Below are 18,888 nucleotides of genomic sequence, written 5' to 3' on the forward strand. Positions count from 1 at the left end.
CCGTTCCCAAGCCGTCGCTCACCCCACCGCCCGTCCCCGAGCCGTCGCTCACTCCGCCGCCCGCCCCCGCCCCCGCGCCCGACCCGGCGACCGGCGTCCCCTCAGCCGATCCGTCCTCAGCCGCCGCGTGCTCAGCCGCCGCGTGCTCAGCCGACCCGTTCTCTTCCATGACCCGCTCTCCTCCCACCGCCCGACGGCCCTCCGGCCTGCCCGGCCGTCCGCGCCGTTCCCTGCTCCTGCCCCCGCTGCCCCCGCTGCCCCTTCCGCCCCGTCACCCTCTTCCTACGGCGCCCCCTTCGCCGCACGGCCTGCCGCCGCGGCGCCCCGCCCGCCGGGCCGGGGCAGCCCGCGAGCCACGCCCCGGAGGGAGCGACGGCGGCCCGACGGCTCCACCGAGGAGCCCGAAGGCGGTGCGGCCGTCCCCCCGCCGTCCTCCCGGTCCGCCGCTCCCGCGGCCAACGGCACCCGTGCCGTCAGCCGGAACGAGCCCCCCGGCCGCTGCTCGGCCACCACCGTGCCGTCGAGCGCCGCGAGGCGCTCCCGCAATCCGTTCAGCCCCGAGCCGCCCCCGTTGGACGCGCCCCCCGCCACCACTCCGTCGTTGTCCATCACCAGCACCGCCGCGCCCCCGTCGGCCCCGTACGCCACCGACACCCGCACCGCACAGTGCGACGCCTCGGCATGGCGCAGCACATTCGTCGTGCCCTCCCGTACGACCCAGCCCAGCGCCGCCTGCACCGCCGCAGGCAGCGCGCCCCCGCCTCCGGCCCCATTGCCGTACTCCGCCTCGGCCCGCGCGCCGGCCGCCGCCCCCACGGCGTCCATGTCGACCCGGCAGTCGATCCCGGCGGCGGCCAGCACGCTCCGCGCGCCCGCCAGCTCCGTGTGCAGATCGGCCTCCCGGTAGCCGCGCACCACGTCCCGGACCTCCCGCTGGGACTCCCGGGCGATCCGCTGCACCTCGGTCATCTCGTCCAGCGCGGCGGGCGAACCGCGCCGCGCGAGCCGCACCGCCAGCTCGCTCTTGAGGGCGATCACCGCGAGGTTGCGGCCCATCACGTCGTGCATGTCCCGCCCGAACCGCAGCCGCTCCTCCGCGACCGCCAGCCGCGCCTGGGCGTCGCGCGCGCCCTCCAGCTCCCACACCACGGACAGATGCCACCCGGAAGTGCGCACCACGGCGGCCACCCACAGCCCCAACACGAAGACGACGATCCCCATCGCCATCAGGCCCGCCCGGTCGACGCCGCTCGGAATGAAGGCCACGGGCGCCAGCAGCGACGCCACGGCGCAGCCGATGACGTACGTGCGCAGCCGCACGAGCAGGCTCGCCGCCCCGGCGACCGGCAGCAGGCTCGCGATCGGCACCCACCCGCCGCCGGTCGGGTGCTGGGGCTCGCCGTGCGCGGTGAGCGCCACCAGGACGGCCAGCGTTCCCAGCAGCAGGACCGCGTGGCCGGCCAGCAGCCGCCATGGGGCGTCGCCCTGGCCGAGATAGCGGGCGAGCGCCCGCCGGGTCAGGCCGACCCCGAACAGGCAATGGACGGCGCCCAGCGCGATCAGCGCCCCCGTCAGCACGGGCTGCTCGGTCTCGGCGACCAGCGAGAGGGCGCCCAGCACGAAGAAGAGCCACGGGAGGCCGTACAGCGTCCACCGCGTGTAGCGGTCGACCTTCGAGACCTTGGACCGGTCCCGCCACCGCACCCGCTGCTTTCCCCGTCCGAACATGTGCCGCTACTCCCTGCCGAGCCGGTCCCTCAACGCCGCGATTCCCAGCGGAACCACCTGCGTACAGCAAACACGGCCAGTACGACCCAGGCCAGCGCGGTGCCCAGGTACCCCAGCGTCTCGGCGAACCCGAGGGTGCCGAGCCAGCCGCCGCGCATCAGCTCCACGACCGGCGTCATCGGCAGCACCTTGCAGACGTCCGCGACGACGTCCGGCAGCACCTTCAGCGGAACGGCCATCCCCGAACCCGCCACCGAGACGAGCAGCAGCGGCATCGACAGCAGCTGCGCGCTCTCCGCCGTCTTCGCGCCCGTCGCCGTCACGGCGGCCAGCGCCACGAACAGCACGACGCCCAGCACGAACCCCGCGATCAGCAGATCGGGCCGGGCCGGTACGCGCAGGTGGAGCCAGGCCGCACCGGCCACCAGCAGCACCACGCACTGCGCGAGCGCCAGGCCCACGGCGGGCAGCGCGGAGCCGGCCAGGATCTCGGGATCGCTCGCCTCGCTCGTACGGAGCCGCTTGAGCACCAGCTCCTCGCGCCGGGCGACGAACGCCCCGGACAGGTTCTGATAGACGGCGAAGATCAGCACGAAGCCGAACGCCCCGGTGATCGTCGCCTCGTTGACCGACATCCCGGTCTTCGCGAGATCGATCTTCGCCGTCGCCGAGTGCATCATCCACACCATGAAGACCGGCATCAGCAGCGCCACGTACAGCGCCGTCTTGTTGCGCCCCATCAGCGTCGCCTCGGCGCGGCCCAGCGCCAGCATCCGCGTGACCGTGACGGCCGCCGCGCTCCGGGGGTCCGGCCCCGTCGCCGGTCGCGTCGTCTCCCCGCGTTCCGTCACAGCCATCAGGCGGCCCTCCCCGCGATCGACAGGAACGCCTCTTCGAGCGAGGCGGTCCGTGGGTCCAGTCCGTCCAGTTCCACGTTCTTGTCCCGGGCCCAGAGCAGCAGCCCGGTCAGCGACCGCTGGAGCTCCCGGGTGCGCAGCTCGACCCCCCTGTCGGTCTCCGCGTAGTCCTCCACCCCCAGCTCGGCCAGTGGCGGCAGATCGCCGACGAACCAGCCCTCGGGTAGCGAGAAGCGGATACGGGCCGGGTGCGTGGCGATCACGTCGGCGAGCGTCCCGGAGGCCGCGATCCGCCCCTTGTCCATGATCGCGACCCGGTCGGCCAGCTCCTCGGCCTCCTCCAGATAGTGCGTGGTCAGCAGGACGGTCGTGCCGTTCTCGCGGAGCTCCCGCACCAGCCGCCAGGTCTCGTGCCGGGCCTCCGGGTCGAGCCCGGTCGTCGGCTCGTCGAGGAAGAGCACCTCGGGCCGGCCCAGCAGCGCCAGCGCCAGGTCCAGCCGGCGGCGCTCGCCGCCGGAGAGCTGCTTGACCCGCACGCTCCGCCGGTCCGCCAGTTTCACCAGCTCCAGCGCCTCGTCCACCGGCCGCGCCCCGGTCGTGCACCCCGACCACATCCGTACGGTCTCGGCCACCGTCAACTCGGCCGGGAATCCGCCCTCCTGGAGCATCACCCCGATCCGGGGCCGCACCACGCGCCGCTCCCCGTACGGATCGTGGCCCAGCACCCGCACCGAGCCGCCGCTCGGCCGGGCCAGGCCCTCGATCAGCTCCACGGTGGAGGTCTTGCCCGCCCCGTTCGTCCCGAGCAGGGCGAACAACTCCCCGCGCCCCACGCGGAACGAGATGTCCCGCACCGCCTCGAAGCTCTTCTTGCCGTCGCCGGGCGGCCCGTAGCGGCGGCGCAGCCCGGTGACGTCGATCACGTTCTCCCCGATGTCCATGGATCAAGGATTTCGCGCGGTCGGCGTGATGGTCAGTGCGAGCTGTCATCAGTGCGATTGACGAATGTCATGAGCCGGGGGGAGGTGAGGGGGTCGTGAACACGACGAAGGCCCGGTCTCCAGGAGACCGGGCCTTCATTCTCTGAGCGGACGACGAGACTCGAACTCGCGACATCCACCTTGGCAAGGTGGTGCTCTACCAACTGAGCTACGTCCGCACGCATCCGGTCAGTCCACACTGACCGGCACTTCCATCACTTCCTCTGATCCACTTGCGTGGACCGGAGATGATGAGAGCGGGTGACAGGAATCGCACACTGCGCCTCCCCCTTGGAAAGGGGGCGCTCTACTACTGAGCTACACCCGCGTGATCCGTGAGTCCCGGCTTTCTCGGCCCGGCCCCTCGGCGTGCTCCAGACTCTAGCGGATCACCTGGGGTGTCATGCAAATCGGCTCAGGCGGCGGCGTTGAACGCCTCGTAGACCTTCTTGGGGATGCGGCCGCGGGGCGGTACGTCCATGCCGTGCGAGCGGGCCCAGGCCCGTACGGCGGCCGGGTCGGGGGCGACGGCGGTGCGCCGGTAGACCTTGCCCGAGCGGGACTGCTTGCGGCCGGCCTCCAGGTAGGGGGCGAGGGCCACGCGCAGTTTCTTCGCATTGGCGGTGTTGAGGTCGATCTCGTACGACTTACCGTCGAGGCCGAAGGTGACCGTCTCCGCGGCATCCCCGCCGTCGATGTCATCGGAGAGTGTGACCACTACGCGCTGCGCCACGGAAATCGGTCCTTTCGGCCAGCAGCTCCACGAGGACGTGCGGAGATGCGAGGGGGTCGGTTGTCACGGATCAATGCTTTTTCATTTGTACAGCGCGGGACATTGCATTGTGAAGCCCAGTTAATTCCGCCCGCGTGTCCCAGCGCAATCAGGACAGTACGTTTTCCCCGGAATTTTCCCCGGCGGATACCCGCGGTGATGCCAGAACGTGACCGTGCGGCGGCAGTTGGCCCGATGGAGGTCCGATCTGTATCTATGCGCGTAGATTTTCCGGACGGGTACGCTGGCGGGACCGCCTTACGCACCACACCACCGGGAGTGCCAGTGGCACGCGTCGTAGTCGACGTCATGCTCAAGCCGGAGATCCTCGACCCGCAAGGGCAGGCGGTGCACCGCGCACTGCCACGCCTGGGTTTCGAGGGGATCGCCGACGTCCGTCAGGGCAAGCGCTTCGAACTCGAAGTGGAGGGCCCGCTCGACGACGCCGCCCTCGCCCGTATCCGCGAGATGGCGGAGACCTTCCTCGCGAACACCGTCATCGAGGACTTCACCGTCCGGGTCGACTCATGACCGCCGGAGCCTCTTCCACCACCCGTGACGGGGGCTCTTCGGGCCTCGGGAACACCCGTATCGGCGTGGTCACCTTCCCCGGCACGCTCGACGACCGCGACACCCAGCGCGCGATCCGGCTGGCCGGCGGGGAGGCGGTGCCGCTGTGGCACCGCGACAGGGACCTCAAGCAGGTCGACGCCGTGGTCCTGCCCGGCGGCTTCTCCTACGGTGACTACCTCCGGGCGGGCGCCATTTCGCGTTTCTCGCCGGTCATGGAGATGATCATCGAGGGCGCCCGGCAGGGGCTGCCGGTACTCGGCATCTGCAATGGCTTCCAGGTCCTCACCGAGACGCACCTGCTGCCCGGCGCGATGCTGCGCAACAACCATCTGCACTTCATCTGCCGCGACCAGCGGCTCCGGGTGGAGAACGCGGACACGGCCTGGACGAACACGTATGAGGCCGGCCAGGAAATCAGCGTCCCGCTGAAGAACATCGACGGCCGGTACGTGGCCGACGAGCGCACCCTGGACGAGCTGGAGGCCGAGGGGCGCGTCGCATTCCGCTATCTCGGCATGAACCCCAACGGCTCGCTGCGCGACATCGCCGGCATCACCAACGCGGCGGGCAACGTCGTCGGTCTGATGCCGCACCCCGAGCACGCGGTGGAGCCGCTGATCGGCACCGGCCGCACGGACGGCCTCGGATTCTTCACCTCGGTTCTGCAGCAGTTGGTGGGCGCCTGATGACTCCCGACACCACAACGGCCGAGGGAGCGACTGAGCGCCCCGGGACGGGACGACAGCGCCACCACGCGCGAAGGAGCGACCGAGCGTGACCCTCGATACTGTCAAGAACGCCGAGCAGACGCCGGACGCCGAGCAGCCGTGGGCCGAACTCGGCCTGAAACCGGACGAGTACGCGCGTATCCGCGAGATCCTCGGCCGCCGCCCGACCGGCGCCGAGCTGGCCATGTACTCCGTCATGTGGTCCGAGCACTGCTCGTACAAGAGCAGCAAGGTCCATCTGAAGCAGTTCGGGGAGAAGGTCCCCGCCAACGACGCGATGCTCGTCGGCATCGGCGAGAACGCGGGCGTCGTCGACGTCGGCCAGGGCTACGCGGTCACCTTCAAGGTCGAGTCGCACAACCACCCCTCGTACATCGAGCCCTACCAGGGCGCGGCCACCGGCGTCGGCGGCATCGTCCGCGACATCCTCGCCATGGGCGCCCGCCCCGTCGCCGTCGTGGACCCGCTGCGCTTCGGCGCGGCCGACCACCCCGACACCAAGCGCGTCCTGCCGGGCGTCGTCGCGGGCGTCGGCGGCTACGGCAACTGCCTGGGCCTGCCCAACATCGGAGGCGAGGTCGTCTTCGACCCCTGCTACCAGGGCAACCCGCTGGTCAACGCCGGCTGCATCGGCGTCATGCGGCACGAGGACATCCACCTCGCGAAGGCGTCCGGCCCGGGCAACAAGGTCATCCTGTACGGGGCCCGGACCGGCGGCGACGGCATCGGCGGAGTCTCGGTGCTGGCCTCGGAGACCTTCGACGACGCGAAGCCCGCCAAGCGGCCCGCCGTCCAGGTCGGCGACCCCTTCCAGGAGAAGCTCCTCATCGAGTGCACCCTGGAGATCTTCGCCGAACAGCTCGTCGCGGGCATCCAGGACCTCGGCGGCGCGGGGCTGTCCTGCGCCACCTCGGAGCTGGCCAGCGCCGGCAGCGGCGGCATGCGCGTCGAGCTGGACACCGTGCCGCTGCGCGACTCCTCCCTCTCGCCCGAGGAAATCCTCATGAGCGAGTCGCAGGAGCGCATGTGCGCGATCGTCGAGCCCGACAAGGCCGACCGCTTCCTGGAGATCTGCGAGAAGTGGGACGTCATCGCCACCGTCATCGGCGAGGTGACCGAGGGTTCGCAGCTGGAGATCTTCTGGCACGGCGAGCAGATCGTGGACGTGCCGCCGCGCTCCGTCGCCCATGACGGCCCGGTCTACGAGCGTCCGTACGCCCGGCCCGACTGGCAGGACGCGCTCCAGGCCGACGACGCCGCGAAGCTGCCGCGCCCGGCCACCGGCGACGGGCTGCGCGCGCAGGTGCTCCGGCTCGTCTCGTCCCCGAACCAGGCGTCGAAGTCCTGGGTCACGGACCAGTACGACCGGTTCGTGCAGGGCAACACGGTCCTCGCGCAGCCGGAGGACTCCGGCATGATCCGGATCGACGCGGACACCAACCTCGGCGTCGCGATCGCCACGGACGGCAACGGCCGCTACACCAAGCTCGACCCGTACACGGGCGCGCAGCTGGCGCTGGCCGAGTCGTACCGCAACGTCGCGGCCACGGGCGCCAAGCCGCTCGCCATCTCCGACTGCCTCAACTTCGGTTCGCCCGAGGACCCGGCCGTCATGTGGCAGTTCGCCGAGGCCACCCGCGGTCTGGCGGACGGCTGCCTGGCGCTGGGCACCCCGGTGACCGGCGGCAACGTCTCCCTCTACAACCAGACCGGGGACACGGCCATCCACCCGACGCCGGTGGTCGCGGTGCTGGGCGTCATCGACGACGTCACCCGGCGCACGCCGGTCGCGTTCGCGGAGGAGGGCCAGCTGATCTACCTCCTCGGCGACACGGAGGAGGAGCTGGGCGGCTCGGCCTGGTCCCAGGTCGTCCACGGCCACCTCGGCGGGATGCCGCCCAAGGTGGACCTGGAGCGGGAGAAGCTGCTCGCGGAGATCCTGATCTCCGCCTCCCGCGACGGCATGGTGGACGCGGCGCACGACCTCTCCGACGGCGGCCTGATCCAGGCCCTCGTCGAGTCGTGCCTGCACGGCGGCAAGGGCGCCCGCGTCGTCGTCCCGGACGGGCTGGACCCCTTCGTCTTCCTCTTCTCCGAGTCGGCGGGCCGCGCGATCGTCGCGATCCCGCGCAGCGAGGAGCTCCGCTTCAACGACATGTGCGGTGCGCGCGGCCTTCCGGTGGCCCGTATCGGCGTGATCGACGGCGCGGAGATCGACATCCAGGGCCAGTTCACCCTGTCCCTGGCGGAGCTGCGCGAAGCGCACGAGGCCACGATCCCGGGCCTGCTGACCTGAACCTCGGCCCGCTGTACGGACTGACGGCCCGCCCCCGCGATGGGGGCGGGCCGTCGTGCGTCGGAGGCCGTGCGCGGGGTCAGGCGGCGATATCGAGGATGCGGACCGGCTGGCCCTTCCAGTTCTCCGGGGAGGCGGTGGCGATGACCGCGCCCTCGGGCCGGTCGGGAGTCGGCTGGGCGACGTACCGGCTGTGAGCGGCGGCCCAGGTGCCGTCGCGGGCGACGGCGAGAGCCGCGGGCAGGTCCAGATCGAGGATGGCGATGCCGGGCAGCGCGGCGATGTGCTCGGCGGTCCCGGGACGGGAGCGGTCGGCTTGGACCAGCGCGCACGCCGGGGCGTACAGATACCAGCCCGACTCGGCGTGCACGCGATGGATCAGCCGGGAGGCCAGGACGTTGCCGCGTCCGGCGGCGACCATGGCCGTGTCGTCCAGCACGATGTGCAGGGTGTCGGTCACGCGGCGGTCGCTTCGGCCAGCCGCCGGTCCAGCTCGGCGTCCAGCTCGGCCTGTTCGGCCTCGGTCGGGTTGTAGCCATTCCACTCCCGCAGGACAGCGCGTGCCTGTTCGGCCCGTTCGGCCCGCTCGGCGGGGGTGAGGAGGGTTTCGGCGAGGCGGGCGAGGTAGGCGCGCAGGGACAGGCCCTCGGCAGCCGCTATTTCCGCCAGCCGGTCGCGGGCGGCGGCGGGGATGCGGACGTTGGCGTCGGACATGTGGGCTCCTTCCGTCATTCCGAAAGTGTACGGGTACGGGTACGCACCCGTACCCCGTCTGTCAGAGGCCGGCCATCGGCGGTTTCCGTGCCCAGACTTGCCAATAACTACGTAAGTACGTAACTTGTGATTATGGATCTTGAAGAGCGCGTGGCGGAGCTGGAGAGGCGGCTCGCGGCACTGGAGGAGCGGCACGGTGACGGCCCCCGAGCCGCCGAGGAGGCGGACGGCGGTGACTACTGGGCCCTGGAGGGGCTGAAGGAGCGGCTCTCCGAGGGCGGGGCCGCCAGTGGGGGTGTGCTGTTCACCGGGGCCGTGCGGATGCCGGCGGGGCCGCGGTACGAGTGGCAGTACGGACTGACCACCGACACCGTCCTGGACGCGGACTGGCCGGCGGCCGCGGAGTCGTTCGCCGCGCTGGGCCAGGCCGTGCGGCTGCGGCTGCTGCGCGAGATCCTCGACGGCCGCGACACCGTCGCGGCGCTGACCGAACTCGACGGGATCGGCACCACCGGCCAGATCTACCACCATCTGCGGCAGTTGAGCGCGGCCGGCTGGCTGCACACACCGTCGCGGGGCCAGTACGAGGTGCCCGCGGCCCGGGTGGTCCCGCTGCTCGTGATGGTGGCCGCCGCCCAGCCCTGAGCCGCCCGACCGGGACCGCGACCACCTCGGTAGAGGCGTCCCGTTCCGCCGGCGCGGCGTCGGAGTGCCCCGCGGCGGCGAGGTCGTGACGGCCGGGGCGGCAGCGGAGAAAACCCGCGTCGCCGATTAGGGTCGGGCCCATGCCTTCCGCTCAGCGCAAGCCCCGCGCCCGTACGTACGACCCCGCCAAGGTGCGGGCCGCCCTGGACGGCCAACTGCGGGCGGTGCGGGGCGCGGTGGGCACGCTGTGCGCCGCGCCCGACGCGGAGCCGCTGCTCGCGGCCCGCAGCCGGCTGGGGGAGTGGACGGTGCGCGACCTGATCGTGCACATCGCCGTCTGCCTGGAGACGCTGCCGCGCGCCCTCGCCGAGCGGCCCGCGCCCGCCGCGGCCGAGCTCGATCTCCAGGGGTATCTGGCCGCCCTCCGCGAGCAGGCCGACGACATCGCGGCGGCGACCGCGGCCGAGGGCGACGCGCTCGCCGCCGCGGGGGAGTCGGGGCCCGGGGCGGTCGTCGCCCGGCTGGACGCGGCCATCGGGCGGCTGACCGCCGCCGTCGCCGAGGCCGGCACCGCCTCCCTCGTCCCGACCGGCTACGGCGCCATGACCGTCAACGACTTCCTGGTGACCCGGCTGCTGGAGACCGTGGTGCACGCCGACGACCTGACGGCCGCGACCGGCACCGCCGTCTCCCACGACCGGCAGGCGCTCGCCGCCGTCACCCGGCTGCTCGCCGACGCGCTCGCCGCCAAGGCCCCCGGCGGCTCCGTCGAGGTCCGCGTGCCGCCCTTCGCGGTCGTCCAGTGCGTGGCGGGCCCCCGCCACACCCGCGGCACCCCGCCCAACGTGGTCGAGACCGACCCGCTGACCTGGATCCGGCTGGCCGCCGGCCGTACGGACTGGGTGACCGCCGTCGAGGCCGGCGCGGTCTCGGCGAGCGGCGAACGGGCGGACCTGGCCGACCGGCTGCCGCTGCTGGGCTGACCTGCCCGGCCCATGGGCTGACCCGTCCGGCCGTGCCGATCGGTACGCGTGGGCTGACCCGTCCGGCCGGACCGATCCGTACGAATGGGGTGACCCGTACGAATGGGCCGGGACCGCCGACTGCGCCGAGACGGCCGGCCGGGCCGACCCGTACGGCGCGGCCCGCGTCCGGCCGGGCCTGCGCCGTCTCGGCAAGCGGGTGAAGCCCTACCCCCTAATAACCCTCTGGAGTCGCGCCATCACCACCTGTGGCATTCCGTGGTGTATGCGAATCGACCGTTCAGAAGGGAACGTCACGCAATGTCCTCATTCACGCCTGCCACCTCCCGCAGCGCCCTGACCCGCGGCGCTGCCGTCGCGGCCACCGGCGCCCTCGCGCTCGGCCTCGCGGCCGTTCCCGGGATGGCCTCGGCCGCCTCCGGCGACCGGAGCGAGACCGTCCGGACCGCGCCCGTCCCCAAGGCCGAGATCGCGGTCAAAAGCGGCGTCACCAAGATCACGGTCTCCGCCGAGACCGTCGCGCAGCTCCGCGCCAAGGGCATCCTGCTCACCCGGCTGGACGCCCGCGGCAACCTCGGGGCCAAGGTCGACGCGGAACAGACCCTCGACTTCGGCGTCAAGTCCGGCGCCGTCTCGAACGTCAAGGGCAAGGTCGGCGGGCGGCTCGCCTTCAAGACCACCGGCATGGCCATGGTCAACCTCCGCAATCAGCGGATCGCCCGGCTCACCGCCTTCCAGGCCGACCTGACCACCGGCATCATGCGCGCGAACCTCGACCGCAAGACGCCGATCGAACTGGGCACCTTCTCGCGCCCCAAGGTGAACGCCGCCGTCAACACCAAGGCCCGCGAAGTCAACGTCCAGGGTGGTCTGGTGCTGGGCCCCAAGGCGGCCGTGCTGCTCAACAAGGCCCTGCAGACCAAGGCGTTCGTGCCGGGTTCGCCTCTGTTCGACGCCAACAGCAGGATCACGCTGGACGAGAAGGCCGACCCGCGCGCCGTGCGCGAACTCGGCCGCGAGGCGGCCCCGTCCAAGGCCGTGCAGGCCCCCCAGCAAGCGGTCCGGTAACCACCGGAGCGGCCCGTACGGGCAGATGGGGCGCGGACCGGTCGACAGGCCCGCGCCCCATCGGCCGTGCCCGGACCCGGCGGTGATCCCCCGTGTGCGCCAGGTGGCTGTCCGTGGTGTGAGCAATTCCTGGCAATCCCCGGTTCGGATGAACCACTTCCCTGCCCTAGACTCGAAGACGTGCCACGTGGTGACGGACGACTCAACCACGACCTGCTCCCCGGCGAGAAGGGCCCCCAGGACGCTTGCGGCGTCTTCGGTGTCTGGGCTCCGGGCGAAGAGGTCGCCAAGCTCACCTATTTCGGGCTGTACGCGCTACAGCACCGGGGACAGGAGTCCGCGGGCATCGCGGTGAGCAACGGCTCCCAAATCCTGGTCTTCAAGGACATGGGCCTGGTCTCCCAGGTCTTCGACGAGACCTCACTCAGCTCCCTGACGGGACATATCGCGGTCGGCCAGGCCCGCTACTCCACCACCGGAGCCTCGGTGTGGGAGAACGCGCAGCCGACCTTCCGGGCAACCGCCCACGGCTCCATCGCGCTGGGCCACAACGGCAACCTGGTCAACACGGCCACGCTCGCCGAGATGGTCGCCGACCTGCCTCGCGACGGCGGCCGGGCCACCCATGTGGCCGCGACCAACGACACCGACCTGGTCACCGCGCTGCTGGCCGGTCAGGTCGACTCCGAGGGCAAGCCGCTGACCATCGAGGAGGCGGCCGCCAAGGTCCTCCCCGACGTGATGGGCGCCTTCTCCCTCGTCTTCATGGACGAGCACACGCTGTACGCGGCCCGCGACCCGCAGGGCATCCGCCCGCTGGTCCTCGGCCGTCTGGAGCGCGGCTGGGTGGTGGCCTCCGAGACCGCCGCCCTGGACATCTGCGGCGCCTCCTTCATACGGGAGATCGAGCCGGGCGAACTCGTCGCCATCGACGAGAACGGACTGCGCTCCACCCGCTTCGCCGAGGCCAAGCCCAAGGGCTGCGTCTTCGAGTACGTCTACCTGGCCCGCCCCGACACCGACATCGCCGGCCGCAACGTCCACCTCTCCCGGGTGGAGATGGGGCGCAAGCTGGCCGCCGAGGCGCCGGCCGAGGCGGACCTGGTGATAGCGACTCCGGAGTCGGGCACCCCCGCCGCCGTGGGGTACGCGGAGGCCAGCGGCATCCCGTTCGGCACCGGCCTGGTCAAGAACAGCTATGTCGGCCGTACGTTCATCCAGCCGAGCCAGACCATCCGCCAGCTCGGCATCCGCCTCAAGCTCAACCCGCTCAAGGACGTCATCCGCGGCAAGCGCCTGGTGGTCGTCGACGACTCGATCGTCCGCGGCAACACCCAGCGCGCCCTGGTCCGGATGCTCCGCGAGGCCGGCGCGGCCGAGATCCACATCCGGATCTCGTCCCCGCCGATCAAATGGCCGTGCTTCTTCGGCATCGACTTCGCGACCCGCGCCGAGCTGATCGCCAACGGTCTCTCGGTCGAGGAGATCGGCAAGTCGCTGGGGGCCGACTCCCTCGCGTACATCTCCACCGACGCGATGATCGAGGCGACCACGATCGCCAAGCCGGACCTGTGCCGGGCCTGCTTCGACGGCGAGTACCCGATGGAGCTGCCCGACCCGGAGCTGCTCGGCAAGCACCTCCTGGAGACCGAGCTCGCGGGCGGGCCCGACGCGGCGGACGCGCTCCGCCGCCCGTAACGCCTCCGCTCACCGACACGAAAGTTCCAGCAATGCCTGCAGAGTCTTTTGAGGCCGCTTCGCGTCCGGACACGGGTGCCAGCTACGCGAGCGCCGGCGTCGACATCGAGGCCGGCGACCGTGCCGTAGAACTGATGAAGGAGTGGGTGCGCAAGGCCACCCGCCCCGAGGTCGTCGGCGGGCTCGGCGGCTTCGCCGGGCTCTTCGACGCGAGCGCCCTGAAGCGGTACGAGCGCCCGCTGCTGGCCTCCGCGACCGACGGCGTCGGCACCAAGGTCGACATCGCCCGCCGGATGGGCGTCTACGACACCATCGGCCACGACCTGGTCGGGATGGTCGTCGACGACCTGGTGGTCTGCGGCGCCGAGCCGCTCTTCATGACCGACTACATCTGCGTCGGCAAGGTTCACCCGGAGCGGGTCGCCGCCATCGTCAAGGGCATCGCCGAGGGGTGCGTCCTGGCGGGCTGCGCCCTCGTCGGCGGCGAGACCGCCGAGCACCCGGGGCTGCTGGCCGCCGATGACTTCGACGTCGCCGGCGCCGGTACGGGCGTGGTCGAGGCCGATCAGGTGCTGGGCGCGGATCGCATCCGTAAGGGTGACGTGGTGATCGCCATGGCATCGTCCGGGCTTCACTCGAACGGGTACTCGCTGGTACGCCATGTCCTCTTCGAGCGGGCCGGCTGGGAGCTGGACCGCGAGGTCGCGGAGTTCGGCCGCACCCTCGGCGAGGAGCTGCTGGAGCCCACCAAGATCTACTCGCTGGACTGCCTGGCCCTGGCCCGTACGGCCGAGGTGCACGCCTTCTCGCATATCACCGGCGGCGGGCTCGCGAACAACCTGGCCCGGGTCGTCCCGGACGGGCTGCACGCCACTGTGGACCGCTCGACCTGGACGCCGGGCCCGGTCTTCGACCTCGTCGGGCGGCTCGGCGGCGTCGAGCGCCTGGAGCTGGAGAAGACGCTGAACATGGGCGTCGGCATGGTGGCCGTCGTGCCCGAGGCATCGGCGGAGGTGGCGCTGACGGCGCTCGCCGACCGCGGCGTGGACGCCTGGGTGGCCGGTGAGATCACCGAGCGCGGCGCGGGCGCCGAGGCAGTGGCGCTGACCGGTGCCTACGGTGATGACGCCGTCTGATCCGGCTCGGGGCAGCACAGAACCCGGTCCGGGGACGGGCCCTGGACCGGGTCAGTGGTCGTGCCGCGGAGGCGGACGCCTGAAGAGCGTCAAGTGCGGCGACGATGCGAGTGCTGATCGGACGACTGGTCGTCGTCCTCCGCCTCGGCATCGTCATTGTTGTAACGATCCGCGTACTGAGCGTACGGATCGTCGTCCAGCTTGTCCTCGTCCTCAACAAGCGGCTCGCTCTTCGGCGGCTGCTTTGTGGGAGTTGCACCCAGCTCGTTGGCCAGGCGTGAGAGGTCTGTCCCGCCGCTGTTGTACTTCAGCTGGCGGGCGACCTTCGTCTGCTTGGCCTTGGCCCGGCCGCGCCCCATGGCTCGACCCCCTCAATGACGGGGCTCGACGGCCCCAGAGTCTTGACACGCGTTCATGAGTCAGAGCGGACTCTCGAAGGAGAGACCGGTCTGTAGGGCTTCAACGGTACCTGCTTCCGCGGTCATACGGTACGTCGCCCGCGTGACGCGCCCCGGAGCAGAACCCGCGAGGAGCCCCGTCCCCGCTGGTCATCTGCGATTTTAACGTGTCCTGGACGGCGACCCGCCGACGGGTGGTGAGAGATCTCTCCCTCGCCGCCCGCCGGGCGGTCGCCGTTGACGACTGTGAACGGGCTACAGAGCGACCGCGCGCGCCTCGGCGATGCGCTGCTCGGCCAGCCGGTCGGCCGCCTCGGCGGGCGGGATCCCCTCGGACCCGGCCCGGTCGAATATGGCCAGAGTCGTGTCAAAGATCCGAGTCGCCTTGGCCTTCGCCCGGTCGAAATCGAAGCCGTGCAGCTCGTCCGCGACCTGGATCACGCCACCCGCGTTCACGACGTAGTCCGGCGCGTAGAGGACGCCCCGGTCGGCGAGGTCCTTCTCGACGCCCGGGTGGGCGAGCTGGTTGTTGGCCGCGCCGCAGACGATCTTCGCGGTGAGGGCGGGCACGGTGATGTCGTTCAGCGCGCCGCCGAGCGCGCACGGCGCGTACACGTCCAGGTCGGCGCGGATGAGCGCGCCGGTGTCGGTGACGGCCCTGACCCCCTCCCGGTGGTGGGCCAGGACGCGCTCGACCGACTCCGCCCGTACGTCCGTGATGACGACCGAGGCGCCGTCCTCGACGAGGTGGCGCACGAGGTGGTGGCCGACCTTGCCGACACCGGCGACGCCGACCGTGCGGCCGCGCAGCGTGGGCTCGCCCCAGGCGGCCTGCGCCGAGGCGCGCATGCCCTGGAACACGCCGAAGGCGGTGAGCACGGAGGAGTCGCCGGCGCCGCCGTTCTCGGGCGAGCGGCCCGTGGTCCAGCGGTTGGCGCGGGCGACGACGTCCATGTCCTGTACGTACGTGCCGACGTCGCACGCGGTCACATAGCGGCCGCCGAGGGAAGCCACGAACCGGCCATAGGCGAGCAGCAGCTCTTCCGACTTCGCTCCCCCCTCCGCCACCGGCGCGGGGTCACCGATGATCACGGCCTTGCCGCCGCCGTGGTCGAGCCCGGCGAGCGCGTTCTTGTACGACATGCCGCGGGAGAGGTTGAGCGCGTCCTGGACGGCGTCCTCCTCCGAGGCGTACGGATAGAAGCGGGTGCCGCCGAGGGCGGGGCCCAGGGCTGTGGAATGGAGGGCGATGACAGCTTTGAGGCCGCTCTCCCGGTCCTGGCAGAGCACGACCTGCTCGTGGCCGCCCTGGTCCGATCGGAAGAGCGTGTGCAGCACGTTGCCGCCTTCGCCGGTGGGACGTACGTCGGTCACTGTGGTGACTCCCATATGTCGCGGAGGAAGCCCTCCGAGGGGTGGGGGAGGGCCGGTCGGCAAGAGCGTAAGACCTGGCGGCCCGGTAGATCGGGTAGGTGCCGAGGATCACTCTCCCAGGCACCGGTGGCGTGGGACGATTTGGTCAGTGCGGGGAGGACAACTCCCAGTGACGGACTCCGGCTTGAGGGAGCGGGCGTGACCTTGGCGTCGTCAGTGATTGTCCCGTATGCAGCGTATCTGCGGGTTTACGAGCCACTGGCCGCTTTCCCGGAATCCGAGCGTGGCCATTGGGCGCGCTATGCCAAGCGGGAGAAGCTTCCGAGCGCGCAGGACGAACTCCGGCGCTCGCTGGCGGACTTGCTGCCGACGCCGCCGGTCGCGGTGCCGGTGCACGAGAGCGGCGACGCGTTCGTCGCCGTCGTGGACGGCGTCACCTGCGTCTGCCCCTGGCGGACGCGGCTGCGCGGCTGGCAGGCCCTTGAAGGGCTCACTGAGCAGCTTCCGGGGCTCGTTCTGGACGTGGCCCTGCCCCCGGTGGTGCGCAGGCAGGCGGAGGCGGACTACGGGCGGTGGCTGGAGCGCAACCCGGACGCCCGGCCGTGGATCAAGACGGCGACCTGGCATGTGCCGGTGCGCTGGTTCGTCCTCTTCGCCGCCGGAGAGCGCGAGTACGACAAGGGCGACGACGGGCTGGTGCTGCGCTACCGCACGCCGATGGTCGAGGCCCGGCGCCGGGTGGCCCGGGGGCTGCGCACGCTCAAGGACTCGCTCGAAGAGGGCCCGCTGATCGACGGCCTGATGGAGGTGGGGCGCTGGCTGGAGGAGTTCCACCCGCGCTCCCTGGTCGAGCTGGACTACGGCGGGCTGGTGCACGTGGTGCCGGAGGCGGACCTCGCCGACGACCGGTCGGTCGAGGACGTGGCGGAGGGGTTGGCGGCGTTGCGCGAGGGCGACGGCGCGAGGGCCGGCGTCGCGTACGAGCGGCTGACGGACCGGTGGAGCGCGGTACGGGACCGCCAGTACGCGAGCTGAGGCCGGAGCGTGGGGCGGGGGCCCGGTACGGAGGGCGGTGCCGTGGACCGGGTTCCGTGGGCCGGGTTCCGTGCCGGGGCCGGCGTGTGGGTCGAGTCCTCTACGGGGGGTGGTGCGTGGCCGGGCGCGTGCTGAGCCGGGTTCGATATCGAGCCGCCGGGGTCCGAACGCGAATCGGCGCCTGTACGTGAGCCGAGGTGCTCACGGGTCTGTCGAAGTCTCAGGAGTCTTTCGTGGCCAGAGGGATGACAGAGTCAGCAGTGGCAGGCGGGTCGGTGAGATGCTGATGTGGCGGATGAGTTGCCGCCACGGTAAGGACCTAGGTCCCGATCCGGGCCATTGCCGCAACCGTGACCTAAAGCACTGACTTCGGGCCTTGCGCGCATCCCCCACTGTCGTGTCAAAATAGGACAAGGAGCCTGGGAATGGCTCCTTCCGTTCAACTGCGGGCGGATTGCTCGGCATTGCACTCCTTGGCGGGTTCGGTACCCCCTGATCCCGCTGTGACTGATCGTCACGGCGGCGTGACTGTCCGCTATGGCATGGTCCATCGGGTTCCGTCGAGGTTGAACACCTGAGAGGGCAATTCCATCGGTTTGGCCGACGCGGCTGGACGGATGGTGTAGTTGTAGTGCCGAGGACAAGCCGTTCGTCCTATAACCGACTCGGCCCGCGTCCGCCATTTCGGGCAACGCGGGTCAAGGTGCAGAATTTAGAGGAAAGAACCGTGATGGTTCGGTTCTCCCGAGGAGGCCGCTCATGACCGCTCGCACCCCTGATGCCGAGCCGCTGCTGACCCCGGCTGAGGTTGCCACGATGTTCCGCGTGGACCCGAAGACGGTCACGCGCTGGGCCAAGGCAGGCAAGCTCACGTCCATCCGCACGCTCGGAGGACACCGGCGTTACCGCGAAGCGGAGGTCCGCGCGCTGTTGGCGGGCATTCCGCAGCAGCGCAGCGAAGCCTGAACAACCGCTACACCCTTGCGTTACCGGGCTGTCCGCCGGGTCCCCCAACTCGGTAGCCGCCCACCCAGCTCCATCGGCAGTACCCGCTTCACCTGCGTCATCAGCTTCATCCGCGTCATCAGTTCCATCTAGCTGCACCACGACTGGGCGCCTGCCCCAACAGGCCCCACGCCCGGCTCCATTGGGCAGTCGTCGATCGCGCTGGACTCCGCCGGGTTCAGCGCGATCTTTTTATGCCCTGATCGCGCCGGTCGGGGTGGCCGACGGATGGCCGGCGGGTGGCTCGTATGGGCTCGGGTGAACTCGTACGAGTGGTTGCGGGGCATCCGTACGGGTGGCTCGGGAGGGTTCGTGGGGCTCCGTCCGGAGTCCGTTTAAGGGGAGTGCAATTGCACATATTAAATTGACCCTTTGTAGGTGAGGGGTAAGTTCCTCCCACCTTGAAACTCTTTCGGTGACTCCCGTCACAGTGCGTCGTTCTTGTGGCCTACGGCACAGCTGCGATAAAGGGACGCATGAGAACGCTCCCACGCATAGCCTTCCACCCGACTGGCGCCGAACCGCCCGCCGTTGGTCACCCAGCCGGGGGACTTTCGTCCCTGCTGCGGTCGGCCGGCCGCTCCAGCGCCGCCAGCCGCAGGAGCCGGTGGCATATGGGGCAGTGCCTGGACAGATGGCGGTAGCCCGACGCCGCCGACAGGTGAGCGCGCAACAGCGCCCGGGTCTCGTGTGGAGAAGTTCTCGTCATGGAGCGCCGCACCTCCTTCTGCCTGGGTACCGGTGGACCATGCCGCCGTCAAGGGCCACGGAACGGCCAGTGGCTCGGAAGGGCCGCCCAGGCCGTACAGGCGCTCCACGCGGGCCTCACGGGCTTCACGGGCCTTTGTGGGGCCGAGGGGATCTTCTGAGGCGGAAAGGAGGCCGGACGCGGCCTCCC

The 18,888-nt window shown here is 71.1% G+C and carries 19 protein-coding genes and 2 tRNA genes; 10 read left to right on the forward strand and 11 right to left on the reverse strand.

All coding sequences use genetic code 11. From position 1 onward, the window contains the following. Nucleotides 1-282: 282 nt before the first annotated feature. The 6 genes from AC07AB_RS03890 to AC07AB_RS03915 form a co-directional block, all read right to left on the reverse strand. Complete coding sequence (locus AC07AB_RS03890; RefSeq protein ID WP_478559473.1) at nt 283-1,728, reverse strand: sensor histidine kinase; 1,446 nt, start codon at nt 1,726-1,728, stop codon at nt 283-285. Between the two features lie 29 nt (nt 1,729-1,757). Further along, entirely contained in the window at nt 1,758-2,585 is an 828-nt protein-coding gene (locus AC07AB_RS03895; protein WP_478559476.1) for an ABC transporter permease, read from the reverse strand. Next, nucleotides 2,585-3,526 carry an ABC transporter ATP-binding protein gene (locus AC07AB_RS03900; protein ID WP_478559479.1) on the reverse strand — a complete coding sequence of 314 codons (942 nt, stop codon included), beginning with the start codon at nt 3,524-3,526 and terminating at the stop codon, nt 2,585-2,587. Before AC07AB_RS03900 ends, AC07AB_RS03895 begins: the two co-directional genes overlap by 1 nt. 145 nt (nt 3,527-3,671) lie before the next feature. After that, nucleotides 3,672-3,744 (reverse strand) — tRNA-Gly (locus AC07AB_RS03905). Nucleotides 3,745-3,821: 77 nt separating this feature from the next. Then, nucleotides 3,822-3,893 (reverse strand) — tRNA-Gly (locus AC07AB_RS03910). Between the two features lie 87 nt (nt 3,894-3,980). Then, on the reverse strand, nt 3,981-4,298 hold the full coding sequence (locus tag AC07AB_RS03915) for a histone-like nucleoid-structuring protein Lsr2 (protein WP_363135354.1): 318 nt from the start codon (nt 4,296-4,298) through the stop codon (nt 3,981-3,983). Nucleotides 4,299-4,622: 324 nt separating this feature from the next. Between AC07AB_RS03915 and purS the strand changes: the two genes are divergently transcribed. The 3 genes from purS (at nt 4,623) to purL (ending at nt 7,934) form a co-directional block, all read left to right on the forward strand. Beyond that, nucleotides 4,623-4,868: a phosphoribosylformylglycinamidine synthase subunit PurS gene (gene purS, locus AC07AB_RS03920; protein ID WP_362160031.1), complete on the forward strand. Its 246-nt coding sequence runs from the start codon at nt 4,623-4,625 to the stop codon at nt 4,866-4,868. After that, nucleotides 4,865-5,596 carry a phosphoribosylformylglycinamidine synthase subunit PurQ gene (gene purQ, locus AC07AB_RS03925; protein WP_478559482.1) on the forward strand — a complete coding sequence of 244 codons (732 nt, stop codon included), beginning with the start codon at nt 4,865-4,867 and terminating at the stop codon, nt 5,594-5,596. Before purS ends, purQ begins: the two co-directional genes overlap by 4 nt. A gap of 88 nt (nt 5,597-5,684) precedes the next feature. Continuing rightward, nucleotides 5,685-7,934, forward strand: coding sequence for a phosphoribosylformylglycinamidine synthase subunit PurL (purL, locus tag AC07AB_RS03930; RefSeq protein WP_478559485.1), 2,250 nt, complete (start codon nt 5,685-5,687; stop codon nt 7,932-7,934). 79 nt (nt 7,935-8,013) lie between these two features. On the opposite strand, the gene AC07AB_RS03935 is transcribed toward purL, so the two are convergent. Both AC07AB_RS03935 and AC07AB_RS03940 read right to left on the reverse strand, forming a co-directional pair. Continuing rightward, entirely contained in the window at nt 8,014-8,394 is a 381-nt protein-coding gene (locus AC07AB_RS03935) for a PIN domain-containing protein (protein ID WP_478559488.1), read from the reverse strand. Continuing rightward, complete coding sequence (locus tag AC07AB_RS03940) at nt 8,391-8,648, reverse strand: hypothetical protein (protein ID WP_478559491.1); 258 nt, start codon at nt 8,646-8,648, stop codon at nt 8,391-8,393. Before AC07AB_RS03940 ends, AC07AB_RS03935 begins: the two co-directional genes overlap by 4 nt. A gap of 132 nt (nt 8,649-8,780) precedes the next feature. Here AC07AB_RS03940 and AC07AB_RS03945 point away from each other — a divergent pair, with 132 nt between their 5' ends. The 5 genes from AC07AB_RS03945 (at nt 8,781) to purM (ending at nt 14,178) form a co-directional block, all read left to right on the forward strand. Continuing rightward, complete coding sequence (locus AC07AB_RS03945) at nt 8,781-9,293, forward strand: ArsR family transcriptional regulator (RefSeq protein ID WP_478559494.1); 513 nt, start codon at nt 8,781-8,783, stop codon at nt 9,291-9,293. Between the two features lie 140 nt (nt 9,294-9,433). After that, nucleotides 9,434-10,276, forward strand: a complete 843-nt coding sequence (locus tag AC07AB_RS03950; protein WP_478559497.1) for a sterol carrier family protein — start codon at nt 9,434-9,436, stop codon at nt 10,274-10,276. Nucleotides 10,277-10,576: 300 nt separating this feature from the next. Continuing rightward, nucleotides 10,577-11,344, forward strand: coding sequence for a hypothetical protein (locus AC07AB_RS03955; RefSeq protein WP_478559500.1), 768 nt, complete (start codon nt 10,577-10,579; stop codon nt 11,342-11,344). 180 nt (nt 11,345-11,524) lie between these two features. Further along, nucleotides 11,525-13,042 carry an amidophosphoribosyltransferase gene (gene purF, locus AC07AB_RS03960; RefSeq protein WP_478559503.1) on the forward strand — a complete coding sequence of 506 codons (1,518 nt, stop codon included), beginning with the start codon at nt 11,525-11,527 and terminating at the stop codon, nt 13,040-13,042. Between the two features lie 32 nt (nt 13,043-13,074). Further along, nucleotides 13,075-14,178 carry a phosphoribosylformylglycinamidine cyclo-ligase gene (gene purM, locus AC07AB_RS03965; RefSeq protein ID WP_478559506.1) on the forward strand — a complete coding sequence of 368 codons (1,104 nt, stop codon included), beginning with the start codon at nt 13,075-13,077 and terminating at the stop codon, nt 14,176-14,178. Between the two features lie 89 nt (nt 14,179-14,267). Here the strand turns inward: purM and AC07AB_RS03970 are convergent, their stop codons facing one another. After that, entirely contained in the window at nt 14,268-14,537 is a 270-nt protein-coding gene (locus AC07AB_RS03970; protein ID WP_478559509.1) for a DUF3073 domain-containing protein, read from the reverse strand. A 294-nt stretch (nt 14,538-14,831) separates the two neighbouring features. Further along, complete coding sequence (locus tag AC07AB_RS03975; protein WP_478559512.1) at nt 14,832-15,965, reverse strand: Leu/Phe/Val dehydrogenase; 1,134 nt, start codon at nt 15,963-15,965, stop codon at nt 14,832-14,834. 183 nt (nt 15,966-16,148) lie between these two features. Here AC07AB_RS03975 and AC07AB_RS03980 point away from each other — a divergent pair, with 183 nt between their 5' ends. Both AC07AB_RS03980 and bldC read left to right on the forward strand, forming a co-directional pair. Beyond that, nucleotides 16,149-16,985 carry a DUF8083 family protein gene (locus AC07AB_RS03980; protein ID WP_478559515.1) on the forward strand — a complete coding sequence of 279 codons (837 nt, stop codon included), beginning with the start codon at nt 16,149-16,151 and terminating at the stop codon, nt 16,983-16,985. A gap of 759 nt (nt 16,986-17,744) precedes the next feature. Beyond that, on the forward strand, nt 17,745-17,951 hold the full coding sequence (gene bldC / locus AC07AB_RS03985) for a developmental transcriptional regulator BldC (protein WP_003949541.1): 207 nt from the start codon (nt 17,745-17,747) through the stop codon (nt 17,949-17,951). 574 nt (nt 17,952-18,525) lie between these two features. Here the strand turns inward: bldC and AC07AB_RS03990 are convergent. Beyond that, nucleotides 18,526-18,699: a DUF6274 family protein gene (locus AC07AB_RS03990; protein WP_478559518.1), complete on the reverse strand. Its 174-nt coding sequence runs from the start codon at nt 18,697-18,699 to the stop codon at nt 18,526-18,528. Between the last annotated feature and the right edge of the window lie 189 nt (nt 18,700-18,888).

The organism is Streptomyces sp. NPDC044033 (genome assembly GCF_056434425.1).

Bases quoted from the DNA above. Each gene is read 5' to 3' on its own strand.
- AC07AB_RS03950 (WP_478559497.1), top strand. From the start codon at position 9,434: ATGCCTTCCGCTCAGCGCAAGCCCCGCGCCCGTACGTACGACCCCGCC.
- AC07AB_RS03940 (WP_478559491.1), bottom strand. From the start codon at position 8,648: ATGTCCGACGCCAACGTCCGCATCCCCGCCGCCGCCCGCGACCGGCTG.
- AC07AB_RS03900 (WP_478559479.1), bottom strand. From the start codon at position 3,526: ATGGACATCGGGGAGAACGTGATCGACGTCACCGGGCTGCGCCGCCGC.
- AC07AB_RS03890 (WP_478559473.1), bottom strand. From the start codon at position 1,728: ATGTTCGGACGGGGAAAGCAGCGGGTGCGGTGGCGGGACCGGTCCAAG.
- AC07AB_RS03895 (WP_478559476.1), bottom strand. From the start codon at position 2,585: ATGGCTGTGACGGAACGCGGGGAGACGACGCGACCGGCGACGGGGCCG.
- AC07AB_RS03945 (WP_478559494.1), top strand. From the start codon at position 8,781: ATGGATCTTGAAGAGCGCGTGGCGGAGCTGGAGAGGCGGCTCGCGGCA.
- purQ (WP_478559482.1), top strand. From the start codon at position 4,865: ATGACCGCCGGAGCCTCTTCCACCACCCGTGACGGGGGCTCTTCGGGC.
- AC07AB_RS03990 (WP_478559518.1), bottom strand. From the start codon at position 18,699: ATGACGAGAACTTCTCCACACGAGACCCGGGCGCTGTTGCGCGCTCAC.
- bldC (WP_003949541.1), top strand. From the start codon at position 17,745: ATGACCGCTCGCACCCCTGATGCCGAGCCGCTGCTGACCCCGGCTGAG.
- purM (WP_478559506.1), top strand. From the start codon at position 13,075: ATGCCTGCAGAGTCTTTTGAGGCCGCTTCGCGTCCGGACACGGGTGCC.
- AC07AB_RS03955 (WP_478559500.1), top strand. From the start codon at position 10,577: ATGTCCTCATTCACGCCTGCCACCTCCCGCAGCGCCCTGACCCGCGGC.
- AC07AB_RS03975 (WP_478559512.1), bottom strand. From the start codon at position 15,965: ATGGGAGTCACCACAGTGACCGACGTACGTCCCACCGGCGAAGGCGGC.
- AC07AB_RS03970 (WP_478559509.1), bottom strand. From the start codon at position 14,537: ATGGGGCGCGGCCGGGCCAAGGCCAAGCAGACGAAGGTCGCCCGCCAG.